The 18,413-nt window shown below is 59.4% G+C and carries 16 protein-coding genes; 11 read left to right on the top strand and 5 right to left on the bottom strand.

The window, feature by feature from the left end:
- The first annotated feature begins 6 nt into the window (after nucleotides 1–6).
- The 10 genes from ccoO (at nucleotide 7) to D6851_RS06660 (ending at nucleotide 8,712) form a co-directional block, all read left to right on the top strand.
- Complete coding sequence (gene ccoO, locus D6851_RS06705; RefSeq protein WP_120324128.1) at nucleotides 7–768, top strand: cytochrome-c oxidase, cbb3-type subunit II; 762 nt, start codon at nucleotides 7–9, stop codon at nucleotides 766–768.
- Nucleotides 765–929 (top strand): cbb3-type cytochrome c oxidase subunit 3, encoded by a 165-nt coding sequence (locus D6851_RS06700; RefSeq protein ID WP_120324127.1) that lies wholly within the window; start codon nucleotides 765–767, stop codon nucleotides 927–929. The genes ccoO and D6851_RS06700 overlap by 4 nt, the downstream gene beginning before the upstream one ends.
- On the top strand, nucleotides 919–1,845 hold the full coding sequence (ccoP, locus tag D6851_RS06695; protein WP_120324126.1) for a cytochrome-c oxidase, cbb3-type subunit III: 927 nt from the start codon (nucleotides 919–921) through the stop codon (nucleotides 1,843–1,845). The genes D6851_RS06700 and ccoP overlap by 11 nt, the downstream gene beginning before the upstream one ends.
- Entirely contained in the window at nucleotides 1,832–3,334 is a 1,503-nt protein-coding gene (ccoG, locus tag D6851_RS06690; protein ID WP_120324125.1) for a cytochrome c oxidase accessory protein CcoG, read from the top strand. Before ccoP ends, ccoG begins: the two co-directional genes overlap by 14 nt.
- A 16-nt stretch (nucleotides 3,335–3,350) precedes the next feature.
- Entirely contained in the window at nucleotides 3,351–3,815 is a 465-nt protein-coding gene (locus D6851_RS06685; RefSeq protein ID WP_120324124.1) for a FixH family protein, read from the top strand.
- Between the two features lie 17 nt (nucleotides 3,816–3,832).
- Nucleotides 3,833–5,968 carry a heavy metal translocating P-type ATPase gene (locus D6851_RS06680; protein ID WP_120324123.1) on the top strand — a complete coding sequence of 712 codons (2,136 nt, stop codon included), beginning with the start codon at nucleotides 3,833–3,835 and terminating at the stop codon, nucleotides 5,966–5,968.
- Nucleotides 5,965–6,132 (top strand): cbb3-type cytochrome oxidase assembly protein CcoS, encoded by a 168-nt coding sequence (gene ccoS / locus D6851_RS06675; RefSeq protein ID WP_120324122.1) that lies wholly within the window; start codon nucleotides 5,965–5,967, stop codon nucleotides 6,130–6,132. The genes D6851_RS06680 and ccoS overlap by 4 nt, the downstream gene beginning before the upstream one ends.
- A complete protein-coding gene (locus D6851_RS06670; protein WP_120324121.1) occupies nucleotides 6,129–6,401 on the top strand; it encodes a hypothetical protein in 273 nt (90 codons plus the stop codon). The genes ccoS and D6851_RS06670 overlap by 4 nt, the downstream gene beginning before the upstream one ends.
- A 32-nt stretch (nucleotides 6,402–6,433) precedes the next feature.
- A complete protein-coding gene (gene hemN, locus D6851_RS06665; protein ID WP_120324120.1) occupies nucleotides 6,434–7,747 on the top strand; it encodes an oxygen-independent coproporphyrinogen III oxidase in 1,314 nt (437 codons plus the stop codon).
- Nucleotides 7,748–7,812: 65 nt separating this feature from the next.
- Nucleotides 7,813–8,712: an NAD(P)-dependent oxidoreductase gene (locus D6851_RS06660; protein WP_238473975.1), complete on the top strand. Its 900-nt coding sequence runs from the start codon at nucleotides 7,813–7,815 to the stop codon at nucleotides 8,710–8,712.
- 99 nt (nucleotides 8,713–8,811) lie between these two features.
- Here the strand turns inward: D6851_RS06660 and D6851_RS06655 are convergent, their stop codons facing one another.
- The 5 genes from D6851_RS06655 to D6851_RS06635 all read right to left on the bottom strand — a co-directional run bounded on the left by D6851_RS06655 (nucleotide 8,812) and on the right by D6851_RS06635 (nucleotide 16,895).
- On the bottom strand, nucleotides 8,812–10,269 hold the full coding sequence (locus D6851_RS06655; RefSeq protein ID WP_120324118.1) for a lignostilbene-alpha,beta-dioxygenase: 1,458 nt from the start codon (nucleotides 10,267–10,269) through the stop codon (nucleotides 8,812–8,814).
- A 113-nt stretch (nucleotides 10,270–10,382) separates the two neighbouring features.
- A complete protein-coding gene (locus D6851_RS06650; protein ID WP_120324117.1) occupies nucleotides 10,383–11,237 on the bottom strand; it encodes a class III extradiol dioxygenase family protein in 855 nt (284 codons plus the stop codon).
- On the bottom strand, nucleotides 11,234–11,629 hold the full coding sequence (locus D6851_RS06645; RefSeq protein ID WP_120324423.1) for a protocatechuate 4,5-dioxygenase subunit alpha: 396 nt from the start codon (nucleotides 11,627–11,629) through the stop codon (nucleotides 11,234–11,236). Before D6851_RS06645 ends, D6851_RS06650 begins: the two co-directional genes overlap by 4 nt.
- Before the next feature lie 245 nt (nucleotides 11,630–11,874).
- Nucleotides 11,875–13,275, bottom strand: coding sequence for an aldehyde dehydrogenase (locus D6851_RS06640; protein WP_120324116.1), 1,401 nt, complete (start codon nucleotides 13,273–13,275; stop codon nucleotides 11,875–11,877).
- Between the two features lie 140 nt (nucleotides 13,276–13,415).
- The gene (locus D6851_RS06635; protein ID WP_183030015.1) at nucleotides 13,416–16,895 is read right to left on the bottom strand and encodes a PAS domain S-box protein; all 3,480 of its coding nucleotides are present in this window, start codon (nucleotides 16,893–16,895) and stop codon (nucleotides 13,416–13,418) included.
- Nucleotides 16,896–17,331: 436 nt separating this feature from the next.
- Here D6851_RS06635 and gmd point away from each other — a divergent pair, with 436 nt between their 5' ends.
- Nucleotides 17,332–18,411 carry a GDP-mannose 4,6-dehydratase gene (gmd, locus tag D6851_RS06630; protein WP_120324114.1) on the top strand — a complete coding sequence of 360 codons (1,080 nt, stop codon included), beginning with the start codon at nucleotides 17,332–17,334 and terminating at the stop codon, nucleotides 18,409–18,411.
- Nucleotides 18,412–18,413 lie beyond the last annotated feature (2 nt).

Genomic DNA, 18,413 nt, shown 5'->3' with positions numbered 1-18,413 from the left:
GTTGCGATGAGCATGGCCGAAAAGCATAAGAAGCTTGAACGCAATGTCACCCTGCTCGCCGTGGCGGCCTTCGCCACGGTGGCAATCGGCGGGATCGTGGAAATCGCCCCGCTCTTCTGGATCGATAATACGATCGAGAAAGTGGAGGGTATGCGCCCCTATACGCCGCTGGAACAGGCCGGGCGGGACATCTATATCCGCGAAGGCTGCTATGTCTGCCACAGCCAGATGATCCGCCCGTTTCGCGATGAAGTGGAACGCTACGGCCATTATTCGCTGGCCGCGGAAAGCATGTATGACCATCCTTTCCAGTGGGGTTCCAAGCGAACCGGGCCCGATCTTGCCCGTGTGGGTGCGCGCTATTCGGATGAATGGCATGTCCAGCATCTGATCGATCCGCGATCCATGGTGCGCGAAAGCGTGATGCCGCCTTATGCCTTCCTGAAGGAAAAGGACCTCGAAATCGGCGATCCGGCAGCAACGCTGACCGCGCTCACCCATGTCGGCGTGCCCTATTCGGATCGCGATATCGACATGGCCGAGGCCGATCTGAAAGCGCAGGCCAATCCCGATCTCGATGCAGACGATCTGGCCGAACGCTATCCCAAGGTGCAAATTCGCGATTTTGACGGCGATCCCAAACGCCTTACCGAAATGGATGCGCTGGTCGCCTATCTCCAGATGCTCGGCACGCTGGTCGATGTGGAGGGGGCTGCCGCACAGGAGGAACTCGCCGCGCATGATGTCGAACGGGAGGCCCGCCCATGAGCCTCTATGACACGCTGCGCCATTTTGCCGACAGCTATGCCCTTCTCGCCATGTTCGCCGCCTTTGTGGTCCTGTGCGCCTGGCCGTTCCGCCCCGGAGCGCGCCACCGTTCGGACGAAGCCGCGACTATGATCTTCAAGGATGAAACCGATGGCGAATGAGACCGCGCAGGGAAAACGCATCGACGAGGCCACCGGCACCGAAACGGTCGGCCATGAATGGGACGGTATCGAGGAGCTGAACACGCCGCTGCCGCGCTGGTGGGTGTGGCTGTTCTACGCCACCATCGTCTTCGCCATCGGCTATACGGTCGCCTATCCGGCCTGGCCGATGATCGACAAGGCAACCGCCGGGGTGCTCGGCTGGTCGAGCCATGGCCAGCTTGCCGAGGAAATGGCGGAAGACCGGCAACGCCGTGCCCCGATCATGGAAGCACTGGCGCTGACCCCGATCGAACGTCTGCCTGAAAATAGCGACCTGATGCGCGCGGCCGTGGCGGGCGGCCGGGCAGCTTTCAAGGTCAATTGCGTCCAGTGCCATGGCGCAGGCGCCGCTGGTTCCAGACATTATCCCAATCTCAATGACGATGACTGGTTATGGGGCGGCGATCTGAAGGCGATCGAATATACGATCACCAACGGTATCCGCCAGCCCGAACATGGCGGCACACGCTTCAGCCTGATGCCTGCTTTCGGGCGGGACGGGCTGCTCACATCCGCACAGATCAATGCTGTGGCCGACCATGTGCTGAGCCTTTCCGGCAAGGCGAAAGACAATCCGCAGGGTGCGCAGATCTTCGCCGATAACTGCGCCATCTGCCACGGGCCGGAGGGAACCGGTCTGCGTGAATTCGGCGCACCCAATCTCGCCGATGCGCTGTGGCTGCATGGCGATAGCCGCGAGGATGTGATCGCCATGATTACCAATCCGCGCCAGGGTGTGATGCCGGCCTGGGAAGGCCGTCTCGACCCGCCGACGATCAAGATGCTTGCCGCTTATGTCCATTCGCTGGGCGGGGGTGAGGATTTCGTGGAAATCGGCGCCGATCCGGCGGTAGAGGTCGATGAAACACCCTGAAACCCTCGAACGTGAGCGGCCGGGCGACGCTGCCCGGCCCGCCCCTTCGCAGCCGCCGCGCACAAGCGTGCCGGAAACGCTCTATGAGAAGCGCAAAGGCGTCTATCCGCAAAAGATAGACGGGCGCTTCCGGCGGTTCAAATGGCTGGTGATGGCAATCACCCTGACTATCTATTACTGCACGCCCTTTCTGCGCTGGGACCGCGGCCCCTATGCGCCCGATCAGGCCGTGCTGATCGATCTGGCCAATCGCCGCTTCTACATGTTCGGCATCGAGATCTGGCCGCATGAATTCTATTTCGTCGCTGGTCTGCTCATCATGGCGGGAATCGGCCTGTTCGTTGTGACCAGCGCCGTGGGCCGCGCATGGTGCGGCTATAGCTGCCCGCAAACCGTATGGACCGATCTGTTCCAGCATATCGACCGCTTTATCGACGGGGACCGCAATGCCCAGATGCGCCTCGCCAAAGCGCCCTGGGGGCCGGCCAAAATCGGCAAGCGGGCGCTCAAATGGTCGATCTATCTGCTGATAAGCTTCGCAACCGGCGGGGCATGGATCCTTTATTTCGCCGATGCGCCCGCCCTGCTCAGCGATTTCTTCGCCGGAGAGGCAGCGCCGGTTGCCTATGCCACGGTCGGCGTGCTCACTGCGACGACTTTCGCCCTGGGCGGCTTCATGCGCGAACAGGTCTGCATCTATATGTGTCCCTGGCCGCGCATTCAGTCCGCCATGCTGGACGAGAAATCGCTGATCGTCACCTATAAGGACTGGCGCGGCGAAAAGCGCGGCAGCCTCAAGAAAGCGAAGAAGAACCCCGAGCTTTACGGTGATTGCATCGACTGCAATCAGTGCGTCGCGGTGTGCCCGACAGGGATCGATATTCGCGAAGGCTCGCAGGTCGGCTGCATCACCTGCGCGCTGTGCATCGATGCCTGCGACCGGGTGATGGGCGAAATCGGTCGCCCGCGCGGGCTGATCGATTATGCCACGCTGGAAGATTGCAAACGCGAAGCGGCGGGCGAAGAGCCGCGCCCGGTATGGAAAACACTGCTTCACCCGCGCACGGTGATTTATTTCACGCTCTGGGCGGCTATCGGCTTTGCCTTGCTCTTCATGCTCGGCACCCGCACTCATACCGATATTTCGGCCGCCGCCGACCGCAATCCGCCTTTCATGCGGATGAGCGACGGCTCGATCCGCAATGCCTACACAGTCAAACTGCGCAATATGGAAGGCCGCCCGCGCGATATGGAAATCACGCTGGAAGGCCTGCCCGCTGCCGTAATGTGGACCGATGACATGCCGCGCGAGCAGGCCGCCTCACGGCTTGTCCGCACGGTTCCCGAAGATGCGACGCTGCCGCTGCGAATCTATGTGGTCGCCCCGGCCGACAGTCATGAGCAGGATGTGACATTCCATGTTCTCGCGCTCGACCCGCAAGGCGAAGAAGACCGCGCCACCATCCGCTTCAACGCGCCCGAAAGCTGAGATGAGAGACCCCGCTATGCGCCCTGCATCACCCCGTCCGCGCCCCTTCACCGGCAAGCATATGGCCGCCGTACTGGTGCTGTTTTTCGGCACGATCATCACCGTGAACTTCACGATGGCGCGCTATGCCACTTCCACTTTCGGCGGCATTGTGGTCGAAAATTCCTATGTCGCGAGCCAGAAATTCAACGGCTGGCTCGACGAAGCGGCACAGGAGCGGGAACTGGGCTGGGATGCCGTCACCACATGGCGCCCCGACGGGCGGCTGGCTCTGGCGCTAAAGAATGTGCCGCAGGGCGCAGTGGTCACAGCCATCGCCCGGCATCCGCTGGGCCATATGGCGGACCGTCCGATGCGTTTCACGGCCACACCCAACGGCACCTATCTGTCCGACGGAGCGCTGCCCGACGGGCGCTGGATATTGCGTCTCGCCATCGAAGCGGATGGCCGGCAATGGCGCCGTGAGGAGCGGCTCCAGTGAACGCGGTTCCGCACCCTATGCGCGACATTGCGCCAGAACGCGAATCGTCCGCGGCAACCTCCGCACAGGCCAGCAGCCTGTTCGCCGTCCCCGGCATGCATTGCGCCGGGTGCATGGGCAAGGTGGAGCGCAGCCTGTCCGCACTGCCCGGAGTCAGCGAAGCGCGCGTCAATCTCTCCGCCCGCACCGTGCGGGTGATGCATGACAGCACATTGCAGCCCGGTGCCATCATTACCGCGCTCGATTCTATCGGTTTCGAGGCACAACAGCGCAAAGACGATATCACCTCGCCTGTTTCGGCGGTCAGGCCGCTGCTCGCACCGCTGGGCGTGGCCGGTTTTGCCGCAATGAATGTCATGCTGCTGTCGGTCAGTATCTGGTCGGGCGCGGAAGGCGCAACACGGCAGATGTTCCACTGGCTCTCCGCGCTGATTGCCATTCCGGCCATCGCCTATGCCGGGCAGCCCTTTTTTCGCTCGGCCTGGAAAGTCCTGCGCAAGGGACACACCAATATGGATGTGCCCATTTCCATCGGCATCGTGCTGGCGGCAGGGCTGAGCCTGTATGAAACCGCCACTGGCGGCGCCCATGCCTGGTTCGACGGAGCACTGATGCTGCTGACCTTCCTGCTCGCCGGGCGCGTGCTCGATGCGATGATGCGCGACCGGGCGAGAGCAGGAGTCAACGCGCTTATCAGTCAGGCTGCGCAGGGCGCCATGGTGATGGGCGATAAAGGCCTGTTCGAATGGAAAGAAGCCGGTCAGTTACAGCCTGGCATGATTATGCGGGTTGCCGCCGGTGAAAGGCTCGCCGCCGATGGCACGATCCTGCATGGAGAAAGTCGCTTCGATCTTTCACTCCTGACCGGCGAAAGCGCAGCCGTCAGCCACAAAACCGGTGACACTGCGCTGGCCGGCACGCTCAATCTGGATCGGCCGGTGGATATACGCATATCCGCCAGCGGTGCCGATACCACACTGGCCGAAATCGCCCGCCTGATGGACGCCGCTTCACAGGCCAGATCGCGCTATGTTCGTCTGGCCGATCACGCGGCCAGCTTTTATGCTCCCGCTGTCCATTCGCTCGCCGCGATGACGGTAATGAGCTGGCTGATCGCCGGAGCAGGCCTGTATCAGTCGCTGGTGGTCGGTGTTGCCGTCCTGATTATCACCTGTCCCTGCGCGCTGGGCCTTGCCGTTCCGGTCGCCCAGGTGGTGGCCAGCGGATCGCTGATGCGCAAAGGGATCATGGTGAAAGACGGGGCCGGGCTCGAACGACTCGCCAAAACGGATCGCGCACTGCTCGACAAAACAGGCACGCTCACTGTGGGCAGGCCGCTGCCCGATCCGGCCACGCTGGATGCCCTGTCAGGGGAGGAAAAAGCCCTCGCCCTCGCCCTCGCTTCACATAGCCGCCATCCGCTGTCGCGCGCACTGGCCACCGCGCTGGCGCAAACGCCCTGCCGTCTTCCCGCGCTCGATCATGTGGAAGAGAAAGCCGGACAAGGCGTTTTCGCGACATGGCAAGGCACGCCGGTGGCGCTGCGCCGCCCGGATCAGGGCGATGGAATCGCCGTCGCTCTCATTATCGGCGCCCGCCCCTCGCGCCTCATCCGCTATACGGATCGGTTGCGTCCCGATGCACAGGAAGCGCTCAGCCGTCTCGCGCGCATGGGTGTGGAATGTTCGATCCTTTCAGGCGACAATCCCGGCGCGGTGGCAATAGTGGCACAGGCAACCGGGCTCACCGCGCAGGCCAGTGCCTCTCCCATCGCCAAGCAGGACGTGATCCGGCGTCTTCAGGATGCCGGAAAAACTGTGCTGATGGCGGGTGACGGGCTGAATGACGGACCGGCCCTTGCCAGCGCCAATGCCTCCATCGCGCCGGGTTCGGCCAGCGATGTCGGTTTACAGGAAGCGGATTTCGTTTTCATGGGCGATTCGCTGCTGGCCGTTCCCCGCGCCATTGAGGCGGCCCGCGCCACCATGCGGGTGGTGAAACAGAATTTCGCCCTCGCCATTCTCTATAATATCTGCGCCGTGCCTCTGGCCGTTGCCGGGCTGGTGACCCCTCTGATCGCCGCCCTGGCCATGTCGGCAAGTTCGCTGATCGTGGTTGGCAATTCGCTGCGTCTGGCTAGAATTGCAAAATGACCGGCCTGACTTTCCTTATCCCTGTTGCCCTGTTTATGGGGCTCACCGGACTGGCGGCCTTTTTCTGGGCCGTGCGCAACGGGCAGTTCGACGATCCCGAGGGAGCCGCCAATCGTATCCTGATCGACGATGAAGACCGCCCGAAAGACGGGAAGGATTCGTGACACCTGCCGGCGTTCTCCTCGCTGCGGCGGCGCTGTTTCCCGCCGCGCTCAATCCCGCTTTATTCGTGCAGACGGATAAGCAGATCACGCTGGGCCTGTGCGGTGCGGCAAGCGGGCTGAAAAGCGCATCGCAAAGCACAAGTGCGGCCATCACCATACCGCTCGATCAGCCCCGCCTGCCCGGTGCGGCCAGCAGCCCATGCTGTTCAAAAGGCTGCCATAATTCGAAAAAGAAAAAGGCCCGCGCGCGGTTTGACAAAGCGCAATGATGAAGTGCTGCGGATAGGCTTTAGAAGCATGTATGTGGCCTTATCATCCCGATCTTCTCGCAACGCCCGTCCCGCGTTACACGAGCTTTCCGACCGCAGCGGAATTCCGGCCTGACATCGGCCCGGAAGATTTCACCGCAGCGCTGGCGCAGGCGCATGGCGATATTTCGCTCTATGTGCATATCCCCTTTTGCGAGAAAATATGCTGGTATTGCGGCTGCAATACCGGCGCCGCCAATCGCAAGCAGCGCCTGACATCCTATCTCGATTCACTGCATCGCGAAATTGAACTGGTGGCCGCCAGGCTGCCTCACGATGCACAGGTCACACGTGTGGCTTTCGGTGGCGGCAGCCCCAATGCCATCGCACCGCTCGATTTCGTGCGCCTGATGGATATGCTGACGCTGCATTTCCGGCTGGAAAATCCGACCATCTCGATCGAACTCGATCCGCGCACCTTATCGCAGGACTGGGGCGAAGTGGTGGCCGGTATCGGGGCGACCCATGCCAGCCTCGGCGTGCAGACCTTCACCCCGCGCCTTCAGGAAGCGATTGGCCGGATCCAGCCGCTCTGCATGATCGAACACAGCTATCGTATGCTGCGCAAAGCGGGCATCCGGTCGATGAATTTCGATTTCATGTACGGGCTGCCCGGCCAGACGATAGACGATCTGCGTGAATCGCTCGATCTGGCGACCTCTTTCGGGGCCGATCGCATCGCTCTGTTCGGCTATGCCCATGTCCCGCATATGATTCCGCGCCAGCGCAAGATCGACGACAGCGCCCTGCCCGATCAGTATGAACGCTTCCGCATGGCGGCTATCGGGCATCATCAGCTCAGCAATGCGGGCTATGTCCCGGTCGGCTTCGACCATTTCGCTCTGCCCGGCGATCCGCTGGCACAGGCAATGACGGCAGGGACACTGAACCGGAATTTTCAGGGCTTTACCGAGGATCAGGCTCCGATCCTGATCGGCCTTGGCGCCTCGTCCATCAGTTCCTTCCCCGATCTTCTGGTGCAGAATGAGAAGAATTCGGGCCGCTACCGGATGATGCTTTCGCAACACCGGCTGACCGCCGCGCTCGGCGTGCGGCGGAGCGCGGAGGATCAGGCCCGCGGCACCATTATCAGGCAGTTGCTCTGTCAGGGCCATGCAAAAGTGGCGCCCCATCTGCTCGAATCCGCGCTGCCGCGTCTGGAACCTTATCTGGAACGCAAATGCTGCGTGCTGGAGGATAATATGCTGGCTATCGAAGCCGGAGGGTTGCCCTATGCCCGCTCGATTGCGGCGGCTTTCGATCCTTATCGCCAGCATTCCCCGCGGCGCTTCAGCTCGGCGGTGTAGGAATTTCCTGAGCCTTCGGGCACTCCGCATTGTCTCAGTCGTTTCCTGCCAGGGGACGATCCCAGGTGAACGACAGGACAGATGCGATGAAAACAGGCTTTTGCGGCCTCGGGAATATGGGTGAAGCCATGGCCGCCACTCTGGTGGCGGCAGGATTTGACGTAACAGTATGGAATCGCTCGCCCGAACCGGTGCAGGCTCTGGCGGAAAAAGGCGCGACATCGGCAGATACAGTGCAGCAGGCTGCCGAGAATGCAGATATTCTGATCGCCATGCTGCCCGATGATACAGTGACACGGCAGGTATTGGTGGAAAGCGGTGCGCTCGATGCGCTGCCTGAGGGTGCGGTTTTTATCAATATGGCGACCGTCTCGATCGCTTTTTCGCGCGAGCTGGATGAATTTCTGGCCGGTAAGGGCCTGCACTATCTCGCCGCCCCGGTCCTCGGCCGGCCCGATGTGGCGGCAGCCGGGGCGCTCAATATCCTCGCCGCTGGCCGACAGGATGCGCTGGATACCGCCATGCCCGTGCTGGAAGCCATGGGCAGCAAGGTCTGGCATTTCGGAGACGAGCCGCAGCAGGCCAATGCCGTGAAGCTGGCGGTCAATGCCATGATTGCCGGCGCTATCGGGATGATGGGCGAGAGCGTGGCGCTGGCGCAGGGCTACGGGATCGACCGCGGACAGTTTATCGAGCTGATTTCCACCACGCTGTTCGCCTCCCCGGTCTATCAGGGTTATGGCCGCGCGATTGCCGAAGAACGCTACGAACCGGCCGGTTTCAAACTGTCTCTCGGGCTGAAAGATGTCCGCCTTGCACTCGAAGCGGGGGAACGGGTCAATGTGCCTCAGCCCATCTCGGCGATTCTGCGCGATGCGCTGATCGACGCGCTGGCGCATCATCAGGGCGATCAGGACTGGGCCTCGCTCGCCCGCGTCGCCACCCGCCGCGCCGGCCAGGAATAAAGCCCTCGGCCATCTCCCGGCAGAACACACAAGCACGAAAAAGAGCGCCTGCCCCCCGACAGGCGCCCTCCAAACCGGCGGCACTCGGCGCGAAATGTGTCAGGCCGCCAATTTGTCTCCGTCGGCCCAGTTGCCATGGAGGCCCTGCCGCAGCCGGATAGGCAGTCTGGCGCGGGCCACCGGCCCTTTCGAAACGTCGAGTGCATCGAAAATGCACAGGTCGGAATAGTTGGTCATGTGATTGTCGACCAGCGCCACCAGCCAGCCATCGCCTTCGGCAGCATCTTTCGAACGCGGGATGAAACAGGGTTCCTGAATCGCCCCGTCCGGCCCGCACCACCAGCTTTGTTCCTCACCCGTCGCATGATCGTAATGGGTGAGTGAATTGATGACCCCGACAAACGGCCCCTGCGGGCCGTTATAGGGCTTGTCGAAATCATAGGTAATCATCCAGCCATGACGATAGGGCTTGCCCGCCATACGGTCATCGATCCGGGGGAATTCGCCCGGCATCTGGCCGATCGGTTCCATCGCCGTGATCTCATCCGTATTGGAGGCAAGATCCACCGTGAAGCGGTTGAGGAAAGTCGTCGCTTCTTCCGGATTGAACGGCGTCCCGTCCTTCTCCGGGAAGAAAGGCAGGCTGCCGGTTTTGGAGACGGGCAGATCGAAATAGATCTTCGTGCCATCCTGATAGGCATTCATCACATGGCAGCCGCACACGCTGGGTTCCTGTTTGAACCAGCGAATATCGCTGCCATCGCCATCGCGGCGCATCACCCCGAGATAGAATGGCAGGCTGCGGTCGTACCAGAAATGCGGGCGGTTCTGCTCCAGCGTTTCCCAGTCAGAAGAATAGGGTGAAACATTGAACACCGCATAATCCCCGGCAATCGCGAAATCGTGCAGCATAGTGTAATAGGGCACCTGAAAATCGGCCCGGCGCACCACTTTTCCTTCGGGGCTGATCTCGAAATAGCTTGCATCGCGGGTGAGATCGCCCTTGGTGGCATAACCGAAGCCGCAGAAATTACCCGTATCGTGATCGATCTTGGGATGGGCCGAAAAGGTTGGAATTTCCAGATCACCGTCGAAATCGGTATAGCCGTCGGTTTCCAGCGTTTCCTTGTCCATGATGAGGCAGGGGCTGTCTTCCTTCATGGCGAAGAGCTTGCCTGCATGAACCAGCACATTGGTGTTGGCCGTGCCGCGCGGCACGCCTTTTACCGAAGGATCGTCGGTCAGCGGATTGCGATAGGCACCGAACAGCGCATGGCCGGCTTCATTTTCGCGTTTCCACTTATCCGTTTTCGCATAACGCTGGCGGAAGCTGACCTTGCCGTCTTTGAAACGGAACATGGACACCATGCCATCGCCGTTGAAGAACTGATCGTTCTCATATTTGGGCGCGAATTGCGGATCGGGATGCACGCGATAGAATGCCCCGTCCAGCTCTGCCGGGATCTCGCCTTCGATTTCCAGATCGGCAATATCGCCTTCCAGACGGACCAGACGCAGAACGTCATTATACAGCGGCGAATTCGGAAAATGGACCAACTCTTCTCTCCCCAGAGTAGCCCATGCAGCAGCATGGGCCCGATATGATGATCTGATATGGTAATATTAAGAGGCCGGATTCCTGTTATCCGGCCCCTCTTGCGTGCCTGTGTTCAGGCAATCACTTTTTCGTGATTTTCGAGCAGCATGGTGGCTGCTGCCGTGTTCGAAATCGGAATATGGTAATTGCGCGAATATTCGGTCACCGATCCGCGCATGGCACCGCGTGCCGCGATCCAGTTCAGGATTTCGACACCCTGACTGCCAGCCAGTTCGACAATGTCGAGTGAACTGTGCTGCAGCAAAGCTTCCGGATCGCGCGACAGATTATCCATGCAGAAAGTATCATATTCGATATTGATATGTCCTGCGCGCTGTCCTTCGAGCTGGTGCGAAAGGCCGCCTGTGCCCATCACCACGATCTTTTCATCGCCTTCCCAGCTTTCCAGCGCCCGGCCGACGGCGCGACCGAAATCGAAGCAGCGCTTCGGACTCGGCAGCGGGAACTGCACGGTGTTGATCGCTATCGGAACAAGTTTGAAGGGCCAGCTTTCCGCATCGGGCCATGCCAGCTCGACCGGAATGGCCAGCGCATGATCGACCAGCATCTTCTGGCACATGGTCGGATCGAATTCCTCGCGCACCACTTCATTGATGATGTGCCAGGAAAGCTCCGGCATGCCGGGATAGGGCTTATAACCCGAAATGCCCCAGCCTTCATCTTCATGGCGATAGCTGCCCGCTGCACCGATGGCGAAAGTCGGCATCGCATCGAGAAAGAAATTCAGCCCGTGATCGTTATAGAAACACACCAGCACATCGGGCTTTTCGCGCTTCAGCCATTCATGAACCGGATGAAACCCGTCAAAGAAAGGCTTCCAATACGGGTCCTGCTGAAGCCCCTTGGCAATCGCCTGCCCGATACCGGGCACATGGCTGGTGAAAATGCCGCCTGCAATCTCGCTCATGCTGCTTCTCCCTGATGGGTCATCTCTTTGAGACGCGTGCCATGGGCCAGCAAAGCGGCTTTGAATTCGTCCACCGTGGTTCCGGTCTGGAGCGCACCGATATCCTGCACGCCAAGGCCGAGAATACCGGCCAGCTTGGCAAGATAATAGATATTGCCGCCCGAATTGAGCATGCCGATCACATCGCGATCACGGATCACTTTCTTCTGCTCTTCGGAGAGGCCGTAACGATCCATATAGGCTTCTTCATCGGCCGCGAAGGCTTCGCGATTTTCTGCCTTGTTGAAGGAAAAGCACATATCGTTGATCGCAAAACCACGCTGCGCGGCATCACCGTCGAAAACATATGTGCCGGGGATCTGACGTCTGTCGTCACCTGCCGGTCTGAACATCGCATTCATCCTCGTCACCTTTCAGAAACTGCATCTCTTTCCACTTAGAATGGTGAGAATTTGCCTGAAGATTCGCGAGCACACCTTGCGATGGATCAAAAATAGAAAGATCTCTGCCTAATTTCGCCAGCATGAAAAAGCCGGAGCAATTCCTTGCCCCGGCTATCATTTTTCAGAATTCAGGCCGATCTGACCAAAGCGAGGCCACTGCAACAGGCAAACCGCCCCACTTTTTCTTCGCTTGCCTAGATCGGGAAGTGGCCGGGTTCGGTTTCCATCGTGATCCAGCGCAATTCGGTGAAGCTGTCGATTCCCGCCTTGCCGCCGAAACGGCCATAACCCGAAGCACCGATACCGCCGAAAGGCATTTGCGCTTCGTCATGCACGGTCGCGCCATTGACGTGGCAAATGCCGGAGTGGATGCGGCGGGCCACGCGAAGGCCACGGGCGCCGTCTCCGGTGAAGACCGCAGCGGAAAGGCCATATTCGGTGTCATTGGCCAGTTCGATCGCGTGGTCTTCATCGCGCGCACGGGCAATACCGACCACCGGGCCGAAACTCTCATCGCGAAACAGCTTCATATCCTGCGTTACCTTGTCGACCACATGAGCGGGCATCAGCACATTCTGCGTGGTTTCACCGCCGGTGAGCTGCTCGGCTCCCTTACCCAGCGCATCTTGGACGAGGCTCAGGCAATGTTCCACCGTAGCCCGATCCACCACGGCACCCAGTGGCGTATTGCCTTCACGCGGATCGCCCACGGGCATGGATTCCACCTTGGCTTTGAAGCGTTTGGCGAATTCATCGGCCACCGCATCCACCACGATGATCCGTTCGGTGGACATGCAGATCTGGCCCTGATTCATGAAAGCTCCGAAAGCGGCGGCTTTCACCGCTTCGTCGAGGTCGGCATCTTCGAGGATCACCAGCGGTGCCTTGCCACCCAGTTCGAGCAAGACGGGCTTCAAATGCTCAGCCGCCCGTTTGGCGATGATCTTGCCGACCTTTGTGGAGCCGGTAAAATTGATGCGTTTGACTTCGGGAGCATCGATCAGCGCACCGACCACTTCACCGGCATCTTCGGGCGCATTGGTGACATAATTCACCGTACCTTCGGGGAAACCGGCTTCGGCCAGCGCTTCGATAATAAGCGAATGCGTGCGCGGACAGTTTTCGCTCGCTTTAAGGATAACAGCATTACCACAGGCCAGCGGTGCAGCAACCGCCCGAACCCCCAGAATAATCGGCGCATTCCATGGCGCAATGCCGAGCAGGACTCCCACCGGTTCGCGCACACCCATGGCAAGGCAGCCGGGCTTGTCGGACGGAATCACTTCACCTGAAATCTGTGTAGTGATGCTGGCGGCTTCACGCAGCATGCTGGCGGCAAGGCCGAGATTGAACATGGCCCAGCCGGCCGTTGCCCCGATTTCACCCATCATGGCATTGACGAAATCGTCCTTGCGCGCTTCCAGCGCATCCGCGGCTTTGACCAGCACGGCACGGCGCGCATTGGGCCCCATCTTCGACCATTGTTCGAAACCCTTTTGCGCCTTTTGCGCAATAGCGGGAATATCCGCGGGTTTCATCGCCTCGGCGGTCGAAGCGACCTCCCCGGTCATCGGATTCTTGCGTTCGAACTGCACTCGATTTCTCCTCTCAGCATATCGGCCGGCCGGCGCTGAAACGACGGCCTGGACTCACTCAAACGCAATAGCGCGCAATGGGCTTCAGGACGATAGTCTTCGGGAGAAAACCGAATAAACCGCTCAGCTTCAAACGGCAGTCAGGCCGCCTGCAACATCGCCTGCGCCCGGCGGCGGAAAATACCGAGCCGCTCTTCCTTACTGCCAGCATTGCGCAGGGCGCTTTCCAGTTCACGCGCCTGCTCGCCCAGTTCGGCCTCACCGAACAGGCCCGCCGTTCCGGCGAGCTTATGAAGGTGCTCTTCCAGATCGCCTGCATCCTCATCGGACAGGAAACCCGAACGAAGCACCCCGTCAATCCGGTCAAGAATGAATTGCCGCCGCTCGCGATACTGGATTTGCAACTCCTCGGGCAGATCAAATCCGGTCTCGGCCAGCTCATCCTTATCTTTATCGGGTTTCCTCCCGATCCATTTATGGAGCATTCGGGCGAGCATCTCGCGCGATACGGGTTTAGCAAGATGATCCTGCATGCCCGCCTTGCGGCACGTCTGAATATCTTCCTCAAAGGCATTGGCTGTCAGCGCGATGATCGGCAGGTCTTCCGGGCTGAGCCCGCCAGCCCGCAAAATCCGTGTCGCCCTGATGCCATCCACCACCGGCATCTGCATATCCATCAAGACCAGATCGAAACGGTCGGGCGTTTCCGGTGTCTGCCCCAGAATGTCGATCGCTTCTGCCCCGTCTCCGGCAAGTTCGACCGTATAGCCGAGCCCTTCGAGCATGTGGGTGAGGAGCACCTGATTGATCTCATGATCCTCGACCAGCAGGATATGCCCCTCGCCGGCAAGACTGCCAGGAGCCACCGGTTCGGCCTGCAAATGACGCTTCACTTCGACATCGCCGCTTTCCGACACATCGAGCGGCAGCGACAGGGTGAAGGTACTGCCCCGGCCTTCCTCGCTGCGCAATTGCAGGTGCCCGCCCATCAGTTCGGCAAGCTGCCGGCTTATCGGCAGGCCTAATCCGGTGCCGCCATATTGCCGCTGGGTCGAATCGTCCAGCTGCTCGAAGGGCCGGAAAATCGCTTCGGCGCGCATGGCGGGAATGCCCGGGCCGGTATCTTCCACATCTACCACCACTTCACGCTGCCCAATACGGCCAATTTGCAGACTTGCGCGAACCGCCACATGACCCTGTGCGGTAAATTTCAGCGCATTGCCCACCAGATTGAGCACGATCTGGCGCAGGCGCAACGAATCCGCGAGCATAACCGCCGGAATAGCATCATCCACATCCAGTGTGAGCGGAAGCCCCTTCCTGTCCGCCTCCGCCTGCATCAACCGACAGCATCCCTTCAGCAAATGCCGCAGGTCGGTCGGTTCATGGGTAATCACCACATGCCCTGCCTCGATCTTCGAAATATCGAGGATATCGTTGAGCAATTGCATCATCGTCCGGCCGCTTTCGGCAATCAGCGACACATATTTGTGCTGATCTTCATCGAGATCGCTATGCAGCAGCAATTCGGCAAAACCGAGCACACCGTTCATGGGCGTACGGATTTCGTGGCTCATATTGGCAAGAAACTTGGCCTTGGTGCTCGAGGCCATCTCTGCAGTGCGTTTGGCCGTTACCAGCTCGTTTTCGAGCGTCTTGCGATCCGTAATATCGACATTGACGCCCACGAAACCGACAATATCGCCCCGGTCATCCAGCTCTGGCGTCGACAAGGCATCGACCCAGGCAATATCGCTATTATGGCGCAAGAAACGAAAATCAGTGCGGAAAACACTCTTCGTGCGAACCGATTCCTGCCATTCTCGGGAGACGCGTAACCGGTCGGCAGGATGAATTGCCTCGGTCCAGCCCGATCCCAGTGCATCAGCCGGTTTCAGCCCGGCAAGCTCACACCAGGACGGATTCACATAGGTGCAGGCCCCTTGGGGATCGGTCCGGAAAATTCCCGCAGGTGACAGATTGGCCAGTGTTTCAAAGGTCCGCTTGGCGGCCAGAATCGTTTCGGTCGCTTCTTCTTCGCGCGTAATGTCGAGCAAAACGCAGATCGTCCCGCAAACATCGCCCCTTTCGTCATATTCCTGCACCGCCGTCAGCGTGGTGACGACCTGTTCTCCATGCAGTTTGCGGAAGCCTACGCGCCATTTGAACGGTTTATTCTCTCCGGCAATGGCTCGCCAGTCGCCATGGGGCGGCCAGCTTTCGGGATCGATCAGACGCCTCTTCCACATATCGCCCCGCGCCTGTTCGCGCGTGAGGTCGAGCAATTCGGCAAAAGCATCGTTACAATAAGTGAGATAGCCATTCAGATCGACCCGGCAAATGCCCAGCGGAGCACTGTCGGACAGGCGCCGGAAACGTTCCTCGCTCTGTTCCAGAGCAAGGCGCGAACGCCGTTCTATCGTCAGATCGATCATACTGCCGACAAAGCCGATATACTGGTCCTCATCGTCATACAGCGCCGTAACGCCGAGCTCGACATGACGAATGGTGCAATCCTCGTGGATCAGGCGAAAGCGATGTGTGAAATTGTCGAGCGTACCTTTGCGCAGCTGTTGCAGACGGCCAGCGAGATTCTTCCAGTCCTCGGGATAGATCACCATTTCCAGCGTCTCGCCCAGACTCTGCTCCGGCACTTTCCCCGTCAGTTCTTCCCAGGCAGGATTGAGATAGGTCCAGCGATGCTCTGCATCCGTCCGAAAAATCGCCTCACGCGTATTCTCCATGATGGAACGTCCCATATCGCGATGGAGGCGCAACTCTTCCTCAACCCGCTTTTTCGCCATCAGCGTAGCTGCGACGGGTAAGCCCATCATAAAACTGCTGGCCAGAAAGATCTGCAACACCAGCAACTTCTCGGAGAGCCCGCCCTGCACCAGATTGATCGGCCCACGCCCGATCGAGGTTGCGATAGACGCAATGATCGCCACGTTGAGAATCCCGATCGCGACGCCTGGCGGCCCCAGCCGGAACACATAGAGCAGAACGATCAGCGCATCGAGAAACAGAAACGGGTAAGCCGTCTGCCAGAAGACATATATGCTGACCGCAGTTCCCAACGCCAGAATACCGGCTACTTCGACCATTTTCTGTCGGGTCGGCCAGTGACGCGCGCCCCAGGCATCGGCCAGAATAGTGAGCGATGGCGTAACCAGAACGAGACTGAGCGCATCTGCCCGAACCCATGCCCACCAGTCATAGGCGATATCAGACCAGTTTTCCGGCGTAAGAACCGGTGTGGCGATTATGCCTGAAACCATCGTGCCGAGCAGAACGCTGCCTGCAAAACACAAAAGATCCCGATTGCGCGAAGGATCGAATGGCACCGCCTGAAAATAAGCCATGCTGCGCCAGACCAGCACGATCTCGACAATATTGGCAAAACCCAGCCCCATGGCGCGGGCCAGGCTGTCTCCTGCCAATAGATTGGCCGCAATATTAGCGGCATAAACTGCCGGGAGATAAAGAAGATCCTCCCTGGCATGGCGCCGCAACAAAACCGCCAGAAGGACGGCATTGGGCGCCCAGATGGCCGCAATCCGTCCCTCGCCTCGTGTCAGAGTAATTCCAAGCCAGGCCAGCAGCCCGAAGAGAAATGCCATGCCGGCAATATGCAGAAGCAAAACAGGCCGGATATGCCTCAAGGCCTTTTGCATAGTCTTCAACCTGCCTCCGGCGTTCCCGTCGCCGAACAGGCTGGCATATCGTTAGCCCGATCTGCAAAGCCAGCCGCAAAAGACGCGTTACCTGTCACGAAAGTCACTCTCGATTACCGGATTTTCCCCAATCATACCTCTGAGGACTACGTAATGTCGCTTAATATTTCCTTTCCAATTTCTTCATCATCGGAAGCAGTCTGACGTCTGCAGACCACTTATTATGACAAAGCGCTGAAACATACCTCCACAGATCATCGCCTTGCTCATTCCGTCCGGCTGGCATCGGCTCAAAACTGACCCAGAACAGGATTATAGTTAATTTACACTTCTGCGAATCCGCATCCCGTGCCTCACTCAGGTGACAAAAGGGGGGTATGTCATGATACAGAAGAGAGCACTCATTACAGGGATAACCGGACAGGACGGGGCGTATCTGGCCGAGTTTCTGCTTGATCGCGGCTATGAAGTGCATGGAATTCAACGTCGCGCCTCAATGTCGAATACAGGCCGGCTCGACAAACTGTTAAACAACATACCGGAGCGACACTCGCAGCTGACCCTCCATTATGGAGACCTGACCGATGCAACCAGCCTGATCCGGCTTATCAAGGACATCCGCCCCGGCGAAATCTACAATCTCGCAGCGCAAAGCCATGTAGCAGTGAGCTTTGAAACGCCCGAATATACGGCCGACGTCGATGCTATAGGTACATTGCGGCTTCTCGAAGCCATCCGCATTCTCGAAATGCAGCAGGATACGCGGTTTTATCAGGCTGCCACCAGCGAACTTTACGGAATGGTGCAGGAAACACCGCAACGCGAATCCACCCCGTTTCACCCGCGCTCTCCCTATGCTGCGGCTAAACTCTACGCCTATTGGATCACGGTGAATTATCGTGAAGCCTATGGTTTACACGCCTCCAACGGCATTCTCTTCAATCATGAGAGCCCGCTGCGCGGCGAGACCTTCATCACCCGCAAGATCAGCCGCGCCGCGGCGGCCATTTCACTGGGCCGACAGGACCGACTCTATCTCGGCAATCTCGATGCAAAGCGCGACTGGGGCCATGCACGCGAATATGTGCGGGGTATGTGGCTGATGCTGCAACAGGACAGGCCTGACGATTATGTGCTGGCCACAGGCAAGACCACTCAGGTGCGCCAGTTCGTTCACTGGGCGTTCGAGGATGCAGGCATCCCCCTGGAATTTGCCGGGCAGGGCCTTCAGGAAAAGGGCTATTGTCGCAGCACGGGGCGCTGCCTCGTAGAAGTGGACCCGCGCTATTTCCGTCCTGCCGAAGTGGATCTGCTGATCGGCGATGCAGGCAAGGCACATCAACAGCTCGGCTGGCACCACGACATGCCGGTGCGTGAGCTGGCACGGGAAATGGTGGCTGCTGACATACAGGCCCTGAAAGCCGAACCGGCATGGAAGCATAGCCGTGAACGGGTTCACTGAGC

Source organism: Altericroceibacterium spongiae, assembly GCF_003610805.1.
Lineage (GTDB): Bacteria > Pseudomonadota > Alphaproteobacteria > Sphingomonadales > Sphingomonadaceae > Altericroceibacterium > Altericroceibacterium spongiae.
This window is presented reverse-complemented; position numbering and strand designations above follow the sequence as displayed.